Genomic DNA, 17203 nt, shown 5'->3' with positions numbered 1-17203 from the left:
CCCCTTGGATTAATTGTCACCGTAACCGTCCGGACGGCTGCTGTGCCATTTCCATGCGCTCTCGATAATCTCCTCAAGCGTCGTTCGGGATGGTGTCCATCCGAGAACCGTTCGCGCTTTGTCCGATGACGCCACCAATACCGCAGGGTCACCGGCACGGCGAGCTTCCATGACAACCGGAATGTCGGCGCCCGTCACCTGCTTCGAGGTCTCGATAACCTCCTTAACCGAAAACCCAAGTCCGTTGCCGAGGTTAAACACATTGCTGGACTCTCCGCGGCGAAGGTACTCAACCGCGCGCAGATGCGCGTTCGCAAGATCGCTGACATGAATGTAGTCACGGACACATGTGCCGTCAGGCGTTGCATAATCATCGCCAAACACCGAGATGCTTGCGCGCTGCTTCAAAGCCGTTTGCAGGACAAGCGGAATCAGATGGCTTTCCGGCCGGTGATCTTCACCGATCTTACCGCTGGCATGCGAGCCGGCTGCGTTGAAGTAACGAAGGGACACATACTTCACGCCAAGCACGGTATCAAACCAGGACATCATCCGTTCCATCATCAGCTTGGTTTCCCCGTACACGTTCGTCGGCTGCGTCCGGTCCGTTTCCTCGATCGGCACCTTCTCAGGCTCGCCGTAGGTTGCTGCCGTTGACGAGAAGACGATCTTCCGCACACCCGCTTCATTCATGGCTTCCAGCAGGCACAGCGTGCCGTATACGTTGTTATCGTAATATTTCACCGGATCTTTCATGCTCTCGCCAACCAGTGAATTCGCGGCAAAATGGATAACGGCATCAATGTCGTTTTCCGAAAACAGCTGTTTCAGCAGCGCCTTGTCACGCAAATCGCCAACATACAGCTTTCCGCCGATCAGCGCTTCGCGATGCCCCGTCTCCAGACTGTCAATCACAACAACCTCTTCTCCCTGCTCCAAGAGCTCCGCTACGGTGTGAGAACCGATATAACCTGCACCGCCAGTCACTAAAATAGCCATATTATTCGCCCTCCTTCACTTCATGCACGCCTTGACCTACACCGCATACGTAGAAATCCGGCTTCAGTCCAATTCTGGCTTCGTACTGCTGCCCCACTTCCGTGATGAAACGCTCCACCGCATCCTCGTGCACGAGAGATACCGTACAGCCTCCAAAACCAGCTCCCGTCATTCTGGAACCCAGCGTGCCTGGAATCCGCTGAGCTTCTTCCACCAGCGCATCCAGCTCATCGCCCGTTACTTCGTACAGATAACGCAAAGAGTCGTGGGACTGGTTCATATATTGTCCGAATGCTTCCAGATCACCGTTCTTCAAAGCCTTCACGGAATCATGCACACGCTGGTTTTCCTCAACGACATGCTGGGCACGTCTTCGGACGGTTTCATCTCGGATGCTGTCCTGCAAGGTTGCGAATTGATCCGGATTCAGTTGAGCGAGATACGATAACGCCGGCAGCTCCTTCTGCAAAATTTCCAAAGCGAGGTCGCACTCGCTGCGGCGTTCATTGTATTTGGAATCGACGAGTCCGCGCCGTTTGTTGGTATTCGATATCACGATTTTGTATGCTCCGGTCCGGAAAGGTACCAGCTCATATTCCAGCGTATCGCACATTAACAGAATGGCATGATCCTGCTTGCCGTTGGCTACGGCGAATTGATCCATAATGCCGGAGTTGACGCCGACGAACAGGTTCTCCACCCGCTGCGAAAGCTTTGCAATCTCCACCGTATCCGTCTCCTTGCCTTCCATCTTCAAGAAGGCGTAAGCCGTGACCACTTCGATGGACGCCGAGGACGAGAGGCCTGCGCCGTTCGGGATATCTCCATGGTAGAGCAGGTCATAACCGCTGCTAAGATTGCAGCCGATTTTATTTAGCTCCGTTATGACGCCGACCGGATAATCCGTCCATTGATCGCTTTTGTGGCCATAATCATCATCCAGGCTGATCGTTAGTTCATAGGGGATATTCGTGGATGAAAAGCTTACCTTGTTATCGTCGCGCGGCCTTATAATCAAGGTGGTGCCAAACTCCAAGGCGGCCGGAAGCACATAACCTCCGTTATAATCCAAATGCTCCCCGATCAGGTTCACGCGACCGGGTGCGTTAAATATGCGAACCTTATGCTGGTTCTCACCGTGCTTGTCCATAAATCTTTCCATAAGCTGTTGCGTCGTCACTGCCATCACTCCATCCTGTACATATGGTAGTTTTACTGTCTTCAGTATAATGGAAATCTCGTTAACCGATAATGAAATCTTGTGCGTTACATATGGATTTATGTGACTTCTGGAGGTACAATGAATTCATAAAATCAACGATGTCCCCGTAATTCCTCTTTTTCCCAAACTTATTGTAAAGGAAAATGAATGATGAAACCAACCTATTCTGTTGCTTCCAATCCTGCCCAGCAAGGCAGCGGTTCGCTCCACGTCCGATTCGCCGGTGAGAGCCAGACCCGGCCGGAGCATGCATTGGGGCCGAAAATATACGATCATTACTTATTGCATATCATCGAGTCGGGACATGGCGTATTTCGAACCGAAACCGACAGGTATCAGCTCGGCCCCGGTGACTGTTTCCTTATCCATCCCGGTCAGATTGTCAGTTATGTATCCGATGCGAGCCAGCCCTGGCGTTATCGGTGGGTTGCCTTTGATGGAGAGCAAGCCGGCGAAGGCGTATCCCGTTCGGGACTCACACCCGAAAAGCCTGTCCTCCATCTCATGGAGAACAACCCGATTCCCGGCTATGTGTCCCTTATTCAAAGCCATTTTCAATCCAGGGAAGAAAGCTCCCATATCGCCGCCATCGGTTATCTGCATTTAATCTGGGCTGAGATCATGAATCGGAGTGACCGGCCGTCCCGTTTAACACTGGCAGAACCGCAGGTTCAGCGCACGGTGAAGCAGATGATCAATTACATGGCTTCTCAGTACGCTCATCCCGTCTCGATTGAACAAATGTGCGCTAGCCTAGGTTACAACCGCGCATACCTGTCGCGCATCTTCAAGCAGGAAACGGGCATGACTCCGATTACGTATCTGCTTAAATTAAGAATCGACCAATCCAAGCGGCTGCTGCGCGAACGCCCCGATTTGTCCATCGAGCAGGTTTCCGCATCCGTTGGACTCACCGATCCACTCTATTTCTCGCGTCAGTTCAAGCGTCTTGTCGGCCGATCCCCGACACGGTACCGCAAGGATATCCTCTCATCATCCGCATTAACTTAACTTTAATGATATCGTCAGTCCGATATATCTCAATGAAAAAAGGAGCGCCTGTCAGGTCCGTAATCATCCTGAGGCGCTCCATTCATGTATGTTGGAATCTATGTTATGTTCGGCATGCAATCATTAGTGGCAAATGATCATCCTTCTGCGGAAGAGGTGTTCTCCGTTTTCAGAATCGCTTCAATGCGATCCAGCTCTTCCTTCGAGAACTCCAGGTTGTTCAAGGCAGCTACATTGTCTTCGATCTGGCTCACCTTGCTTGCCCCGATCAGGGCAGATGTCACCCGGCCGCCGCGGAGGACCCAGGCGAGAGCAAATTGGGCGAGACTCTGGTTCCGCGCTTGAGCGATTTGGTTCAAAGCTCTGATCTTGCGCAGCGCTTCAGGCGTGATATTGCTCTCGTTCAAGAATACGGATGCGCTTGCGGCGCGTGAATCGCCAGGCACGCCGTTCAAATATTTGTTGGTCAATAGTCCTTGAGCAAGCGGAGTGAAGGCGATGCTTCCGACTCCGTTCTCTTCCAGGACATCGAGCAGTCCATTCTCCACCCAACGGTCCAGCATGGAGTAGCTTGGCTGATGGATGAGCAGCGGAGTTCCCAGGCTTTTCAGAATCGATATCGCTTCCCGCGTCTTCTCTGGCGAATAATTGGAGACTCCAACATAAAGCGCCTTGCCTGAACGAACAAGATGATCTAGCGCTACCATGGTTTCCTCAAGCGGCGTTTTTGGATCCATCCGATGATGATAGAAAATATCGACATAGTCCAGGCCCATTCGTTTCAAACTCTGATCGAGACTTGCTACCAGATATTTACGTGATCCAAAGTCACCATAAGGTCCAGGCCACATATAGTAGCCCGCTTTGGACGAAATGACGATTTCATCACGGTAAGCCTTAAGATCTCTTGAGAGAACTTTACCGAACGTCTCTTCGGCAGAGCCTGCAGGCGGTCCGTAATTGTTCGCCAGATCGAAGTGGGTTATGCCCAGATCGAAGGAGCGCGTAATCATATTACGCCCGTTTTCATACGTGTCGACACCACCGAAATTATGCCATAATCCAAGGGAGATCGCCGGAAGTTTCAATCCGGATCGCCCCACGCGGTTATACTTCATTCCTTCATAGCGGTCTTCGCTAGCCACATAGGTCACTTACAATCCCTGCCTCTCTAAGTGATAGGTCCATTGCTAAATTCCATCTTATCGTGTTTGGACGTCCTTTGACAAGAAAACGATTACAGTTATAGGTGCAGCAGCACGCCGCCTCTGTCGCCGTTACGTGCTGATCAGCTTATCCACCTGCGTCATGACCTGACCGATCCGATCCGCAATCAAGAGGCCTGCCCGGTGATCGTAAGGGGTTGGGTCTGCATTCAGTAAAGCTACCTTGCTCCCATGAAAATAGGATATCAAACTCGCAGCGGGATGTACTGTCAGCGAAGTCCCGCCTATAATCAACAAATCCGCCGTCGATATTTCCTGGATCGAGCGCATGATGATGTTTTGATCCAATTCCTCTTCATACAGCACGACATCCGGCCGCACCAGCCCTCCGCAATCCTTGCAGCGCGGGACGGTTTCCTTGATGTCCAGAATATCCTGCAGGCTGTAGAACCGGGAGCAATCCATGCAATAATTGCGGTGCACAGAGCCATGAAGCTCCAACACCTCAGAACATCCAGCGGTCTGATGCAAACCGTCGATATTTTGCGTGACCACCGCCTTCAGCTTACCGTCATGTTCCAGTCTCGACAATAGCCGGTGACAGCCGTTCGGCTGCGCATGCGGGTGAAGCATCTTGCTCCGGTAAAAGTCGTAAAACACTTCCGGATGCTTCATAAAAAAAGTGTGGCTGAGCATGACCTCCGGCGGATACGGAGATTGGTGCTCGCTCTGGTATAGTCCGGCTGCCGAACGGAAGTCAGGAATCCCGCTCTCCGTGGAGGTACCGGCTCCCCCGAAAAAAACAATGTAGTCGCTCGCTTCGATCCATGTTGCCAACTGCTCGATCTTTTCCCTGTTCTCCACTCTTTTACACCTCCGTACAGCCCTTAAAATAACACGTCTACCTGTGCACGTCTAATTCATTATAATCGGATATGATAACATCGGCATCTGTCAGATGTACAGGTTCCCCCTCATCTGTCAATAAACCCACAGCCAGAGCGGCGCCTGCTTGCTTCGCCATTTGCATATCCGCATTGCTGTCACCGATCACCACCGCTTCCTCGGGCATAATCCCAAGCAGGCGGCATGCGGTCTCCGTCATTTCCGGGTGCGGCTTGCCGTTTCGAACCTGATCTCTTCCCAAAATGGCCGTAAAGGAAGCGTGAAGCCCCATCCACTCCAGCTGTTCCTTGGCATTTGAGGTTTCATCCGAAGTAACCACGGCCATCTTCACGGAAGCCAAGCTGCACTTCTTCAGAAAATTCTCCAGCCCCGGCATCGGGAATGCCGGCTTCTGCTGACGAACTTCATACATGGCGTTTTTCGTAATTTGATGGACCTGCATAATCGCTTCGTTCCAGGGCATTCCTGCAGCGTACAGCTGCCAAGCCAATAGCCCGTTTGTCTCCTCCACGGTGCCCATGGCGAGCGGCCCCTGAAGATCGTAACCCGACACGTGCCCGCTTGCATCATGCTTTGTGCCCAGCACCTGCTCTTTCGGCAGCGTGAAGCCGGCTCCCATTAATTCCAGCCGTTCCTCCATGAACTTGAGCACATAATCGGTCCACCCTCCCCATAGCGCCATGAAATGGAGCAGCGTTCCGTCTTTATCAAACAAAATCCCTTTGCAGGGAACGGTTCGTCCCTTCACTTGAACAAACGGCAATGTAAAAAACCTCCCTATCCTATTCTTGATCATACTCTTATTAAACCATGAAATAAACTCTGATTTAAACGGAATTAACGCTGGGACTCAGAAATCGATCCGAAATAGGAATTTTCCAATCTTTAGTCGAATGTTTTGATTCATGACAAATGAGCCGTGGTAAGTAACATATACGCATAGCAAATAACGACGGTAAAGGAGTGATTTGTGATGGCAACAAGCAGCAATCGAAAGATGACCCGCGAAGAAGCAGGACGTCTTGGCGGCGAAGCGACCGCGAAAAAGCATAGCCGAGAATTCTACCAGGAAATCGGCAAAAAAGGCGGCAAAGCGACGTCCAAGAACCATAGCCGCGAGTTTTACCAGGAAATCGGTCAAAAGGGCGGCGAAGCCACCTCGCGGAATCATAATCGTGAATTCTATCAGGAAATTGGCCGCAAAGGCGGCAAGAAATAGTACCATCACTCAAATAGGAGCCTGTGCCCACCCTATGGGAACAGGCTCTTTGCATGCCATCACAACAGGCCTCTTTCCATCGCTTCCTAATTAATATCATGTAGAAAAACCTACCTTTTTGTGATAGACTCATTTAAAACCTATTCGCTGTTTACAGGTACCCGGCTGCTTTGCCGGAAGACCGCGCTAAAGCGTAACAATTTTATAATAGATCTGGGGGGAAATCGACATCATGACAACCAAAAAAATGCGTTCAGACATGATCAAAAAAGGCTTCGACCGCGCGCCGCACCGCAGCCTTCTGCGTGCAGCAGGCGTTAAGGAAGAAGATTTCGGCAAACCGTTCATCGCCGTATGTAACTCTTACATCGACATCGTTCCGGGTCATGTGCATCTTCAAGAATTCGGTAAAATCGTGAAAGAAGCGATCCGTGAAGCCGGCGGCGTTCCGTTCGAATTTAACACCATCGGCGTGGATGACGGAATTGCCATGGGACATATCGGCATGCGCTACTCGCTGCCAAGCCGCGAGATCATAGCCGACTCCCTGGAAACTGTCGTATCCGCTCACTGGTTCGATGGTATGGTATGTATTCCGAACTGTGACAAAATCACGCCAGGCATGCTGATGGGTGCCCTGCGCGTCAACATCCCAACGGTGTTTGTCAGCGGCGGACCGATGAAAGCCGGCGTGGACAGCAAAGGCCGTAAATTGTCACTGACCTCCGTATTTGAAGGCGTCGGCGCTCACCAGGTTGGCAAAATCAATGATGATGAGCTCCTCGAATTGGAACAATTCGGTTGTCCAACCTGCGGATCCTGTTCCGGCATGTTCACCGCCAATTCCATGAACTGTCTCGCCGAAGCGCTGGGTCTGGCTCTGCCGGGCAACGGCACCATTCTTGCCATTGCCGAAGAGCGTAAAGAATTCGTTAAACAATCAGCCAAACAATTGATGGAGCTCGTAAAAATGGACCTCAAGCCGCGTGATATCGTAACCGTAGAAGCCATCGACAACGCGTTTGCGCTCGATATGGCCATGGGCGGCTCCACCAACACGGTGCTTCATACATTGGCTCTCGCTCAAGAAGCCGGTCTCGATTACCCGCTGGAGCGAATCAACGAAGTTGCTGACCGCGTTCCTCACATCTCCAAGCTGGCTCCAGCTTCGGATTACTTTATCGAGGATGTGCATTTGGCAGGCGGAGTAAGCGCGGTTCTGCACGAGCTTCTTAAGAAGCCTGGCGCATTGCACGGGGATCGCATCACCGTAACAGGCAAGACGCTAGCCGAGAACGTAGAGGGCTGCGAAATTCAGGATCAGAACGTTATCCATCCGATCGATTCCCCATATTCCGAGCGCGGTGGTCTCGCCGTACTGTATGGTAATCTGGCTCCTGAAGGTTCGATCATCAAAGTCGGTGCCGTTGATCCATCGGTTGGAGGATACCATAAAGGACCTGCCATCTGCTTTAACTCGCAAGATGAAGCGCTTAGCGGCATTGCCAACGGCAAGGTTAAAGAAGGCCATGTGGTGGTCATTCGTTATGAAGGGCCGAAGGGCGGACCTGGTATGCCAGAAATGCTGGCGCCGACTTCACAGATCGCAGGTATGGGGCTTGGGGCCAAAGTCGGTCTGATCACAGACGGACGCTTCTCCGGCGCATCCCGCGGTATCAGTATCGGACATATCTCGCCGGAAGCGGCAGAAGGCGGACCTATCGCTTTCGTTGAAGACGGTGATATCATCGAGCTTGACCTGAATAACCGGACGATTCAATTGCTGGGCGTTTCCGATGAGGAAATGGCTGTACGCCGCAGCAAATGGGTTGACTTCGAACCGAAAGTGAAGACTGGTTATCTCGCTCGTTACTCGAAGCTTGTTACGAACGCCAGCTCAGGCGGCGTATTGAAAATCTAATTCAAACAAAGCAAAGGGGTTATCCCCTGCAGGCATTGGTAAGCCTGCAGGGATAACCCCTTTTTTATATCCAAATTCCATCTAAGAGATGATCCATACATAATGACAGTAAACAATCGGTTCGATGAATTACTGCGATGCACTGGCAACGGCCATGTCACCCACATGTTCTTGTTGTATTTCCTGCTGCTCCTCGGATGGAGGCTGGGCCTGATTCTTCTTCTCAGCATAACGGCCAATCAGCACATCCACCGGCATCATGAGCATTCTCGGCTCCATGATCTGACTGCCCTCTTTAAGACGGGCCTGCCCTTTCGGATGAATGACGCTAAGCAGCAGTTTCAGATACAGTCTGGACGAGCTTGCAAACAGTCCCCGCGGTAAATCCATGACATGAAATCCGAATTGCTCCGGTCCCCGTGAAATCATGGTAACAGCATACAAACCCTTGATATCCTTGTACTCAGGCCGTTCCAGCACCATATTAGCCAGAGAAGGCAGGTCTTTTTGCACGGCACGAATCATTTTGATGGCGAGCTGTACTTCCGAACGGGAGCGGCTGCCGATCTCAAACAATTTTTTGTTATCAAAATGAAGTTCTAGCACCTGGTCTCCCTTTTCAAGTCGGCTGCCATCTTCCATCACGACCGTTTTACCGGTAAAAGCACGCTTCCGGAAATGCAGCATCGGATCCCCCGGAGTAACCGTTTCGAGCGCAAACACCGCATGAAATCCTTTTTCCCAGAGAAGCCACAACGAGACGATCATACGCTTGAGAGGAGACAGCTTCTTCGCTTTCACTTTGCTTTCCTTCGCTATCATGTCGTCGATTCGGACGCTGCTCATTCCCTTCTGCTCTGCGACTTTCAGAACACGTTCCAATGCGATCAGCATTTGCTCCGGTGCATCGGGGTTCGCCCCCACCGTCGTGCCGCAGTCATGAAGGAGCATAACCTCGCCACCGTTAAGCTTGGCAAGCATTCGCTGAGTCAGCTTGTCAGCGCCAATCTTGCTCCGCCAATCATTAAACATCGACGACCATAGGATAATGCGGCAGCCGGTATTCTTGGCAAAATCGAATAAATTCACGATTCCCCACGGCGGTCTGTAATAACTCGAGCGCTCACCGGTGATGGAATAAATAATATCATCCGTGCGCTTGACCTGATTACGGACGGTGACCGGCCGCATGAACCAATTGCTCTTGTGAACATAGTTATGAATCCCGATCAGATGACCTTCACTATGAATGCGTTTTACAACTTCTGGATGCTTCTCGGCATGAGAACCCACCAGGAAAAACGTCGCCTTCATATTATGCTGCTTCAAGAGATCCAGCAGTCTTGGTGTATAGACGGGATCAGGACCATCATCAAAGGTTAAGGCGAAGTCGTTCGAGCCTGTTCCCCTGCGAAACACTCGGAATCCAAATATCCGGGTCAAGATGCCGGGAATAAATGCATAAAAAGATGAAAGGTAAAACAACCATAGCAGTAATGTTTGCATGCTAACTCCCCGCTTTTTATTTCTTTTTCTAAAGAACCCACTATTATTATTTTAGCATAGCACTTAAAGAAATAGGCTTTTTTTTCACAAATCGTGTACAATGATATCAATTAATATAGTATAAAGGAGCCGATATCCCACTATGCTTCCCTTGTATAAAAAATATTGGAGAACCGCCTTCGATATAGGTTTAATCGTGCTTACGGTTTACCTGATCATGTTCATATTCAGCAAGCTGTACCAAATTGCGGCTCCGGTGTTTTTATCTTTCCTCGTTTTCCTGATTATCGAGCCTTTCTCCAAATTCTTGCACCGCAGGGGGCTGCCAAAACCATTTGCCGCCGCGATATCCGTTCTGCTCTTCCTGCTGGTCATCCTAGGCATCCTGTTCGGAGCCGGAGCGCTAATCGTATCGCAGTTCATGAACTTGCAGGATAATTTGCCAGGTTACACCAAAACGATCCAGAGACATTTTTCAGAGAGCCTGAATTTCCTCCAAACCAAGCTCGACGCGCTGCCACCCGATCTGACAGACCGTCTGAACGGTTATTTCCAGGACATCACCACTTTTGCCCAGGGTGCTGCCGAATCGTTCTTCCATTATGTCATTGGGTTTATGGGGTCGTTCTCCTCGTTCATCGCGAATTTCGGGGTTGCGATCATCCTTGCTTTCTTCCTGAGCATTGAGATCGGCAGCTGGCGGAGAATCGCCAAAGACAAGACGCCGAAGACCCTCAAGACGGCTTTTCTTTTTCTCAAAGAAAATGTATTCAAGGCGATTGGCTCGTATTTAAAAGCTCAGATGAAGCTGGTCAGCATTACCTTTGTCATTGTATACATAGGACTTCTGATCTTAGGTACGGGAAATTCCCTGTCCGTTGCGCTCATCTGCGCTGTGTTCGATGTACTGCCGCTGCTCGGTGTTCCCGTTATTCTTATTCCGTGGATTACCTATTTGTTCATCGTCGGCAACACTGGGCTTGCCATTGGCTTGATCGTACTGCTTGCCGTAGTTGTCATTTCCAGACAGCTGCTTGAACCAAAAATTACAGGAAACTCGATCGGCGTATCCTCAGCATTTCTGATGTTGTCCTTTATGATGATCTCGCTGTCCATTTTTGGAGTTGCCGGTTTGATTCTGGCTCCTATCCTTCTGATTCTCATCAAGGAACTGCTTACCCAGGGATATCTGAAGCAGTGGATCCGGCTACCGAGCGAAGAATTCGAGGTTTCCCCTTGGGACATGTCCCGCTCTTACGCAGAGCCGGAGGCCGATTCAACCGAAGCCAAGAAATCGGAAACCTGACCAAATATGTCGGTTGCCTGATTGCTGCTGATCGGGCTCCGGTTCTCAACCAATACAGCCACGGCATAACGTGGCTTCTCCACTGGGCCGTACCCGACAAACCACTGGTTGTTTCGGGCACGGCCTTTTATGGTTACCTGCGCCGTTCCGGATTTACCGGCAAGAGTCCATTTGCGATTATTTAATGAGCTGCCTGTTCCCTCTTCGACGACATCCTCCATCCACTCGAGCAGGATGGAAGAGGTTTCCCGGGAAATACTCCTTCCAGATATCCGCTCCTTTAGTGGATCCGTATCCTGGAGCAGCTGGCCGTTAGCATACCGGATCTTCTGCAAAATACGGGGCTTGGTCTTCACCCCGCCATGAAGAAGCGTGACCATCGCATTGGCTGCTTGCAGCGGGGATACGGCAGCGTCCCTTTGGCCTATGCCTGTCTGGACCCTAACACCTGCATCAGAGCTGTCCACAGAGTTGGAAAAAACCGTGCCCTTCTCTTCATGATCCAATGGCGCAAAGGAACGAAGCCCTAAAAACTGCCGGGATTTCCAGCCTACCGTTTGCCCGAAGCCCAGCGCGGAGGCCGCCTCCGCCATTTGCTGAGCTGACAGTCTCTCCGCTAGAGTAGCAAATACGACGTTGCATGACTCCGCGAAGCCTTCACGAAGATCAATCGTTCCATGCCCTCCCTTTTTCCAGCAGGACATTCCGAACTTACCGTATTCGCCATCACAATGGAAATGTTCGCTTTCAGAGCTTAAACCATTCTCAAGTATGGCCGCGGCCGTGACTAGCTTGAAGATGGAACCTGGCGTGGCTGCTTTCAATCCGCGATTCTCCCACTGGCCATCCTTCGGGTGAATCTGCTCCGGATTATAGAATGGCCTGGAGACCATAGCCACGATATCCGCGTTTCGAGCGTCCAGCACAACAACCGCCCCTTCTTTCATGCCCGCTTTCTCCGTTATGGCCTCAATCCCTCGTTGAATATCAATATCAATCGTGGTGGATACCCTTAACGGATAGTACCGATTATCAGGCGCCTTCACCATCGGCTTAATATCCTGAATGACCTCATTGGTGCTGTTAACCGGAAAATAGACGATGGTCGGCCCTTCCCCACGTATCAACGAATCCATCGTTTTCTCCAATCCACTGGTTCCGGTAACCTCCGGATCATCGTCAAAGAACAGGCTTTCCTTACGCTGACCTGACACAAAACCAAGCCACTGCATTCCCGATTGGCGATTGCCGTACCGCTGCTCATAAGGAAGAACCTTAAGTTTGGGAAGATCAAGCTCTTGAATCTGCACAATCTGATCTTTGGTTAAGGATCGAGGAATGAGCGAATTATCTCCATGCCACAATTCAGGCTCCTTTAGCTTGCCCCAGGTCTGTATCAAATGATCCTTATTTGTTCCCAGTATACGGGCTAGCTTCACTAACTGATTATGGGAGCTCTTCAGTTCCTTCTCGCCTGCAGGAAACAACACGGCTGCCCAGATGAGCTTGCCCGTGAGCGGTTTTCCGTTCCGATCCGTAAAATGTCCGCGACCGGAATCCAGCACAATGCCTCGCTCCCTCTGTATGAGCGATGCCTCTACCATCGTATGTCGGCTGCCGGGTACCCGTTGATGCTTCATCACAAGCTGAACCCATGCAAGACGCAGCGTCAAAACGGCGATCAATAGCGTCAGTATCAGCCATCCGTATGCAATTCGCTTATTTCGGATTAGCCTCATGTCTTGCTCCTCCAATATGGTCTATGTCTCATCATTATTTCCATATGGAGCCTGACTCAATCATGTTCACTTCTCTACAAATGAGATCTCCAGAAAAGACACCCACGATTAAAAGGTTGACACTTAACGTCAACGTGCACTTGAATCTTGCATTGCGAAAATATAGTTTGCCCACGGTCCCTGTCTTCCTTGTAACGCATCCATGTGTCATACTCTTGCTCTTGCCATTTTCCCCATAATCCCATCTCCTCTGAAAGTTATTTTTATCCGATATCGAAAAAAAGACCCACAAAGTGGAGTCTATGCTTCGTTCCTTATTCCAAATACTTTGCGGGGAGCCCCAAAACCTATAAATACGAATACAGAATGGCTTTTGCTCCACTGAAAACTTATAAATTCTGTAATCTGAAAAAAGGCTGCCCCATCAGCTTAAACTGATGGAACAGCCTTTGAATTATATATTCAATCTTACAGTCTAAAACGGGACAAAGTCTCTTTCAGCTCATTCGATACATTCTCCAGCTGCGATGATAGATTTACCAGCTGACTGCTGACGCTCTGCTGCTCTGTGGAGAGAGAAGCCACTTCTTCTGAAGTTGCAGAGGATTCTTCGGCTACCGCACTCACATTACTCATCGCTTCCGAAAGTACATTCTGAGATTCATTCAGTTCATCAATTGAATGCGTTACCGAATCCAAGGACTCAATAAAGTCGACCATCTGCTGCTGAACGGATACGAAGATATCGTTCGTTTCCTTAACAGCATCCATCTGACCCTTGAAGAGTGGGTTCGCGTCCAGCAATACCTGCACGGTTTCATTCATCTCGGTCATGATGCGATCTGTAATCTGGCTGACCATATCGATGGACTGCCTGGATTGGTCTGCCAACTGGCGAATTTCATCGGCCACGACCATAAAGCCTTTACCAGCCGCCCCGGCACGGGCCGCTTCGATGGTTGCATTCAATGAGAGGATGTTCGTTTGCTTCGTAATGTTCTGAAGGACGTCAAGCACTTTAACAACCGATGAGGTCGTCTCCTTCAAGCCATCGACCTTGTGCATCATCGAGCGGGTCATATCCTCGGTCTGATGGGTCTTATCCAGCAAGTCACTCAAATGCTTCGTTCCAAGCTCACTTGCGCTTTCCACGTGACGGGCCGATTTGCCCATCTCTTCGTTGGCTGAAACGACAATTTGCATCTGCTTCGAGATGTTGTTGGTCAGATCGCTGCCGCGTTCGGCTTCAACCGCCAGACTGCTGGCACCGTTGGCAATTTCCTCGGTAGCTACGGCAATTTCTTTGGCGGAAATAGCCGTCTTCTTCGAGGCATCGCTTAACTCGGTAGCCGTTCTAAGCACTTCCTGAGCGGTATTGCTCGTTTGCTGAACGAGTCCGGTGATCTGCTCCATCATATCGTTAAAGCTTGCGGAGAGCTGACCGATTTCGTCTTGGCTCTTATGGTCTGTACGAACATTCAAATTGCCTTTGGCGCCTTCCTTCATCAACAGGTTAAGCTTGCCTAATGGACGGGCAATCATTCTTACCATCCAAATCCCGATCAGAATGGCAAAAATAACGTCGATGGCAGCCACGATAAGCGTGATGACCAGGATGCTTGACGCATCCTTCGTGAGCTCGCTGGTTTGGACAGAACCTACGAGCTTCCAATCGTTCGTGCTGAGCGTATTGTACACCGCCAGAACCTGACTTCCATTCTCATCCTTGGTTCTTACGTTGTCCGTTTTGGAGTCCTCCGGAAACTCCTTCGCAAACGTCCAGGCGGTTTCCGAACCCACAATGGATGACTCGCTGGAAGAGACAACGATGCCTTCCGGACTGATCAATTGCAGTTGGCCGTTCTCGCCAAGGTTGATTCCCTTCAGCTGCGTATCCAGTACCGAGGCGTTAAGTTCAAACATAACCACATACGTTGAAGTCAGATCATTCATAGACCCCAAAGAACGGGCAATCGTGAAATATGGAGCTCCGCTGTTCTGCATCGTTGGCACCCACATAATCTTCTTGTCGCCTTCCTTCAGTTCGGCATACCAGCTTTGCTCAAGGACGGTTTTCGAAGATTCCGAGGCTTGACCTGCCGATATGATCTTCTCTCCCTTGGTAGGAATCAGATAAATGGCTCTGATCGACGAATCCGATGTAATCTGATTGGATAGTTTATCGCGAATGCTGCGCTCCACCGTAAACGAATCGTAATCGCTTAACTTTTTATCCGTGTATTCAGACAATAACTTCTGCAATTCGATGTCATAGAAGATTTGTCTACCGGCATTCTCGTACTTCTCCAAAATGATGTCGATTTTCTCAGAGGTTTGAATGATCGTCTGCTGATTGCCGTTCGCAGCATTCTTCTCAATCGTGCTCTTCGCCTTATCGTACGACAGATAACCCAAGACGATCACAAAAAATACAATAGCTGACAAAAAGATCAGGAACAACCGGATTCCGACGGATTTCGCCGGGTTCATCGGCATCCGGCTTATAGCCGTTCCCACGTTTGAAAAGAACGACTTGGCAGTATGTATCCCTGTTGATGCCGAAGGTTTTTCCTTTTTCTCTTTAATTCCTCCGGGCTTCTTGTCCTTTTTCGGCTTCTTATCATGCTGCTCAACTTCTGACATTAGCTGTTCACCTACCACAATCATATTATTAATACGTCGGTCCAATCCCTTGAAACGTATTCGTTACTCTTTATTTCGACAATTGGAGGTGTTTTCCTTTGGGTTTTCGCAAAAAAATAATTCTTAATCCCTAATTTTTTTACAAATAAAAAGAATCCAAGGTCCATCCACAGACCCGGATTCTCAATTGTGTAGTTCTAAGTGACTATACTTTTATTTTCCTTTGCGTTTTCTCATCATATCAAAATGACGCACCGGCTGGTCCACCTTCATGCGAATAAGCTGCAAAGGATGGCGAGCTGCATCAAGTTCATTGCCATTCTCATCCCTAATAGGACCAACTGACTGCTTAAAGAAGGTTCCTTCCGGTCCAAAAAACTCGATTTCATCCCCAGGCTTAAAATGGTTTCGCTGCTGAATGACGGCCGTTCCCGATTTCTCATCATACTCCATCACCAAGCCGGCGAAGTCATAAGGAACCGCCTTCTCTTCCGGTTCATAGATATGATCCTCATGATCCGGTGTATCATAGAAAAATCCGGTATTCAGTGGTCGATTGGCCGCTTTATTAATTTCCTCGATCCATTCCGGCTTCAATACATAATGCTCAGGGTCAGCCATATAGGAATCAATCGCCTGTCTATAAACATTGACCACAGTCGCTACGTAATGGATCGATTTCATCCGTCCTTCAATCTTGAAGCTGTCGATTCCCACCTCAATCAGATCCGGAATATGCTCGAGCATACAGAGATCCTTCGACCCCATCGTAAACTGGTTGTCTTCCGGCTGGAACAGCGGGATCTGCGTAACGCCCGGTTTGAATGGGGACGGAGCAGGGGCCGGCTGTTCTATCAACTGCTGCTCTTCCGATACCCACTGGCCTTGATCTTCTCTTCCATCCACAAACAAATCGTATTTCCAACGGCAGGATTGGCAGCATCCGCCCCGATTGGAATCACGATCCGTAAAATGATTGGATAACACGCAGCGACCGGAGAACGAGGAGCACATCGCGCCATGGATAAAGGCCTCGATCTCAATGTCGACATGTTCTTTAATCGCTGCGATCTCCTCCAGGCTCGCCTCGCGTCCCAGTACAACCCGCGGCAATCCTTCGTCCTTCCAGAACTTCACGGCCTGCCAATTCAATGTGGATTGCTGTGTGCTCAGATGAACTTCGAGCTTGGGTGCAGCACGTTTGGCCACCTCAATAATAGCCGGATCTGCAGCGATGATTGCCGCAATGCCGGCTTCCTCCAAACTTCGAAGGTAGGATTCAATTCCCTCAATGTCCTCATTATGCGCATATATGTTGGTTGCTACAAATACTTTAGCGCCGTATTTCTTGGCGAACTCCACGCCCTCTTTCATTTCTTCAAAGCTGAAGTTGTCCGCATTGGAACGAAGGCCGTATTTCTGACCCCCAATATATACCGCATCGGCGCCATAATGCACCGCAAATTTCAATTTTTCCAAATTACCAGCCGGGGCGAGCAATTCCGGCTTGTCCAGGCGATAGCGTTTGCCCTTGTACTTTGGCTGTGCCATTGCTTCCATGCTGT

The 17203-nt window shown here is 50.0% G+C and carries 12 protein-coding genes and 1 pseudogene; 4 read left to right on the top strand and 9 right to left on the bottom strand.

Annotated elements, in window-relative coordinates:
• Nucleotides 1–9: 9 nt before the first annotated feature.
• Both galE and MHH48_RS08835 read right to left on the bottom strand, forming a co-directional pair.
• Complete coding sequence (gene galE, locus MHH48_RS08840; RefSeq protein WP_076320473.1) at nt 10–999, bottom strand: UDP-glucose 4-epimerase GalE; 990 nt, start codon at nt 997–999, stop codon at nt 10–12.
• 1 nt (nt 1000) lies between these two features.
• Nucleotides 1001–2179, bottom strand: a complete 1179-nt coding sequence (locus tag MHH48_RS08835; protein ID WP_076321281.1) for a galactokinase — start codon at nt 2177–2179, stop codon at nt 1001–1003.
• A gap of 189 nt (nt 2180–2368) precedes the next feature.
• Between MHH48_RS08835 and MHH48_RS08830 the strand changes: the two genes are divergently transcribed.
• The gene (locus MHH48_RS08830) at nt 2369–3232 is read left to right on the top strand and encodes an AraC family transcriptional regulator (protein ID WP_076320472.1); all 864 of its coding nucleotides are present in this window, start codon (nt 2369–2371) and stop codon (nt 3230–3232) included.
• Nucleotides 3233–3369: 137 nt separating this feature from the next.
• On the opposite strand, the gene mgrA is transcribed toward MHH48_RS08830, so the two are convergent.
• The 3 genes from mgrA to MHH48_RS08815 form a co-directional block, all read right to left on the bottom strand.
• Nucleotides 3370–4386, bottom strand: coding sequence for an L-glyceraldehyde 3-phosphate reductase (gene mgrA / locus MHH48_RS08825; RefSeq protein WP_076320471.1), 1017 nt, complete (start codon nt 4384–4386; stop codon nt 3370–3372).
• 123 nt (nt 4387–4509) lie between these two features.
• Nucleotides 4510–5262, bottom strand: a complete 753-nt coding sequence (locus MHH48_RS08820) for an NAD-dependent protein deacylase (RefSeq protein WP_076320470.1) — start codon at nt 5260–5262, stop codon at nt 4510–4512.
• A gap of 37 nt (nt 5263–5299) precedes the next feature.
• Nucleotides 5300–6067: an HAD family hydrolase gene (locus MHH48_RS08815; protein ID WP_076320469.1), complete on the bottom strand. Its 768-nt coding sequence runs from the start codon at nt 6065–6067 to the stop codon at nt 5300–5302.
• A gap of 210 nt (nt 6068–6277) precedes the next feature.
• On the opposite strand from MHH48_RS08815, the pseudogene MHH48_RS08810 reads away from it, so the two are divergent.
• Nucleotides 6278–6517 (top strand): annotated as a pseudogene (locus tag MHH48_RS08810) (general stress protein); the annotation flags it as partial.
• 238 nt (nt 6518–6755) lie between these two features.
• Nucleotides 6756–8444 carry a dihydroxy-acid dehydratase gene (ilvD, locus tag MHH48_RS08805; protein WP_076320468.1) on the top strand — a complete coding sequence of 563 codons (1689 nt, stop codon included), beginning with the start codon at nt 6756–6758 and terminating at the stop codon, nt 8442–8444.
• 129 nt (nt 8445–8573) lie between these two features.
• On the opposite strand, the gene MHH48_RS08800 is transcribed toward ilvD, so the two are convergent.
• A complete protein-coding gene (locus MHH48_RS08800; protein ID WP_076320467.1) occupies nt 8574–9950 on the bottom strand; it encodes a polysaccharide deacetylase family protein in 1377 nt (458 codons plus the stop codon).
• A gap of 142 nt (nt 9951–10092) precedes the next feature.
• Here MHH48_RS08800 and MHH48_RS08795 point away from each other — a divergent pair, with 142 nt between their 5' ends.
• Nucleotides 10093–11256 carry an AI-2E family transporter gene (locus MHH48_RS08795; protein WP_076320466.1) on the top strand — a complete coding sequence of 388 codons (1164 nt, stop codon included), beginning with the start codon at nt 10093–10095 and terminating at the stop codon, nt 11254–11256.
• Here MHH48_RS08795 and MHH48_RS08790 read toward each other — a convergent pair.
• The 3 genes from MHH48_RS08790 to MHH48_RS08780 form a co-directional block, all read right to left on the bottom strand.
• The gene (locus MHH48_RS08790; RefSeq protein ID WP_076320465.1) at nt 11205–12995 is read right to left on the bottom strand and encodes a penicillin-binding protein 2; all 1791 of its coding nucleotides are present in this window, start codon (nt 12993–12995) and stop codon (nt 11205–11207) included. The two genes, MHH48_RS08795 and MHH48_RS08790, sit on opposite strands and share 52 nt — an antisense overlap.
• 468 nt (nt 12996–13463) lie before the next feature.
• The gene (locus MHH48_RS08785; RefSeq protein ID WP_076320464.1) at nt 13464–15638 is read right to left on the bottom strand and encodes a methyl-accepting chemotaxis protein; all 2175 of its coding nucleotides are present in this window, start codon (nt 15636–15638) and stop codon (nt 13464–13466) included.
• Between the two features lie 213 nt (nt 15639–15851).
• Nucleotides 15852–17198: a U32 family peptidase gene (locus tag MHH48_RS08780; protein ID WP_076320463.1), complete on the bottom strand. Its 1347-nt coding sequence runs from the start codon at nt 17196–17198 to the stop codon at nt 15852–15854.
• Between the last annotated feature and the right edge of the window lie 5 nt (nt 17199–17203).

This window comes from Paenibacillus sp. FSL F4-0100, from assembly GCF_037993005.1.
In the GTDB taxonomy this organism is placed as follows: Bacteria; Bacillota; Bacilli; order Paenibacillales; family Paenibacillaceae; genus Paenibacillus_AQ.
This window is presented reverse-complemented; position numbering and strand designations above follow the sequence as displayed.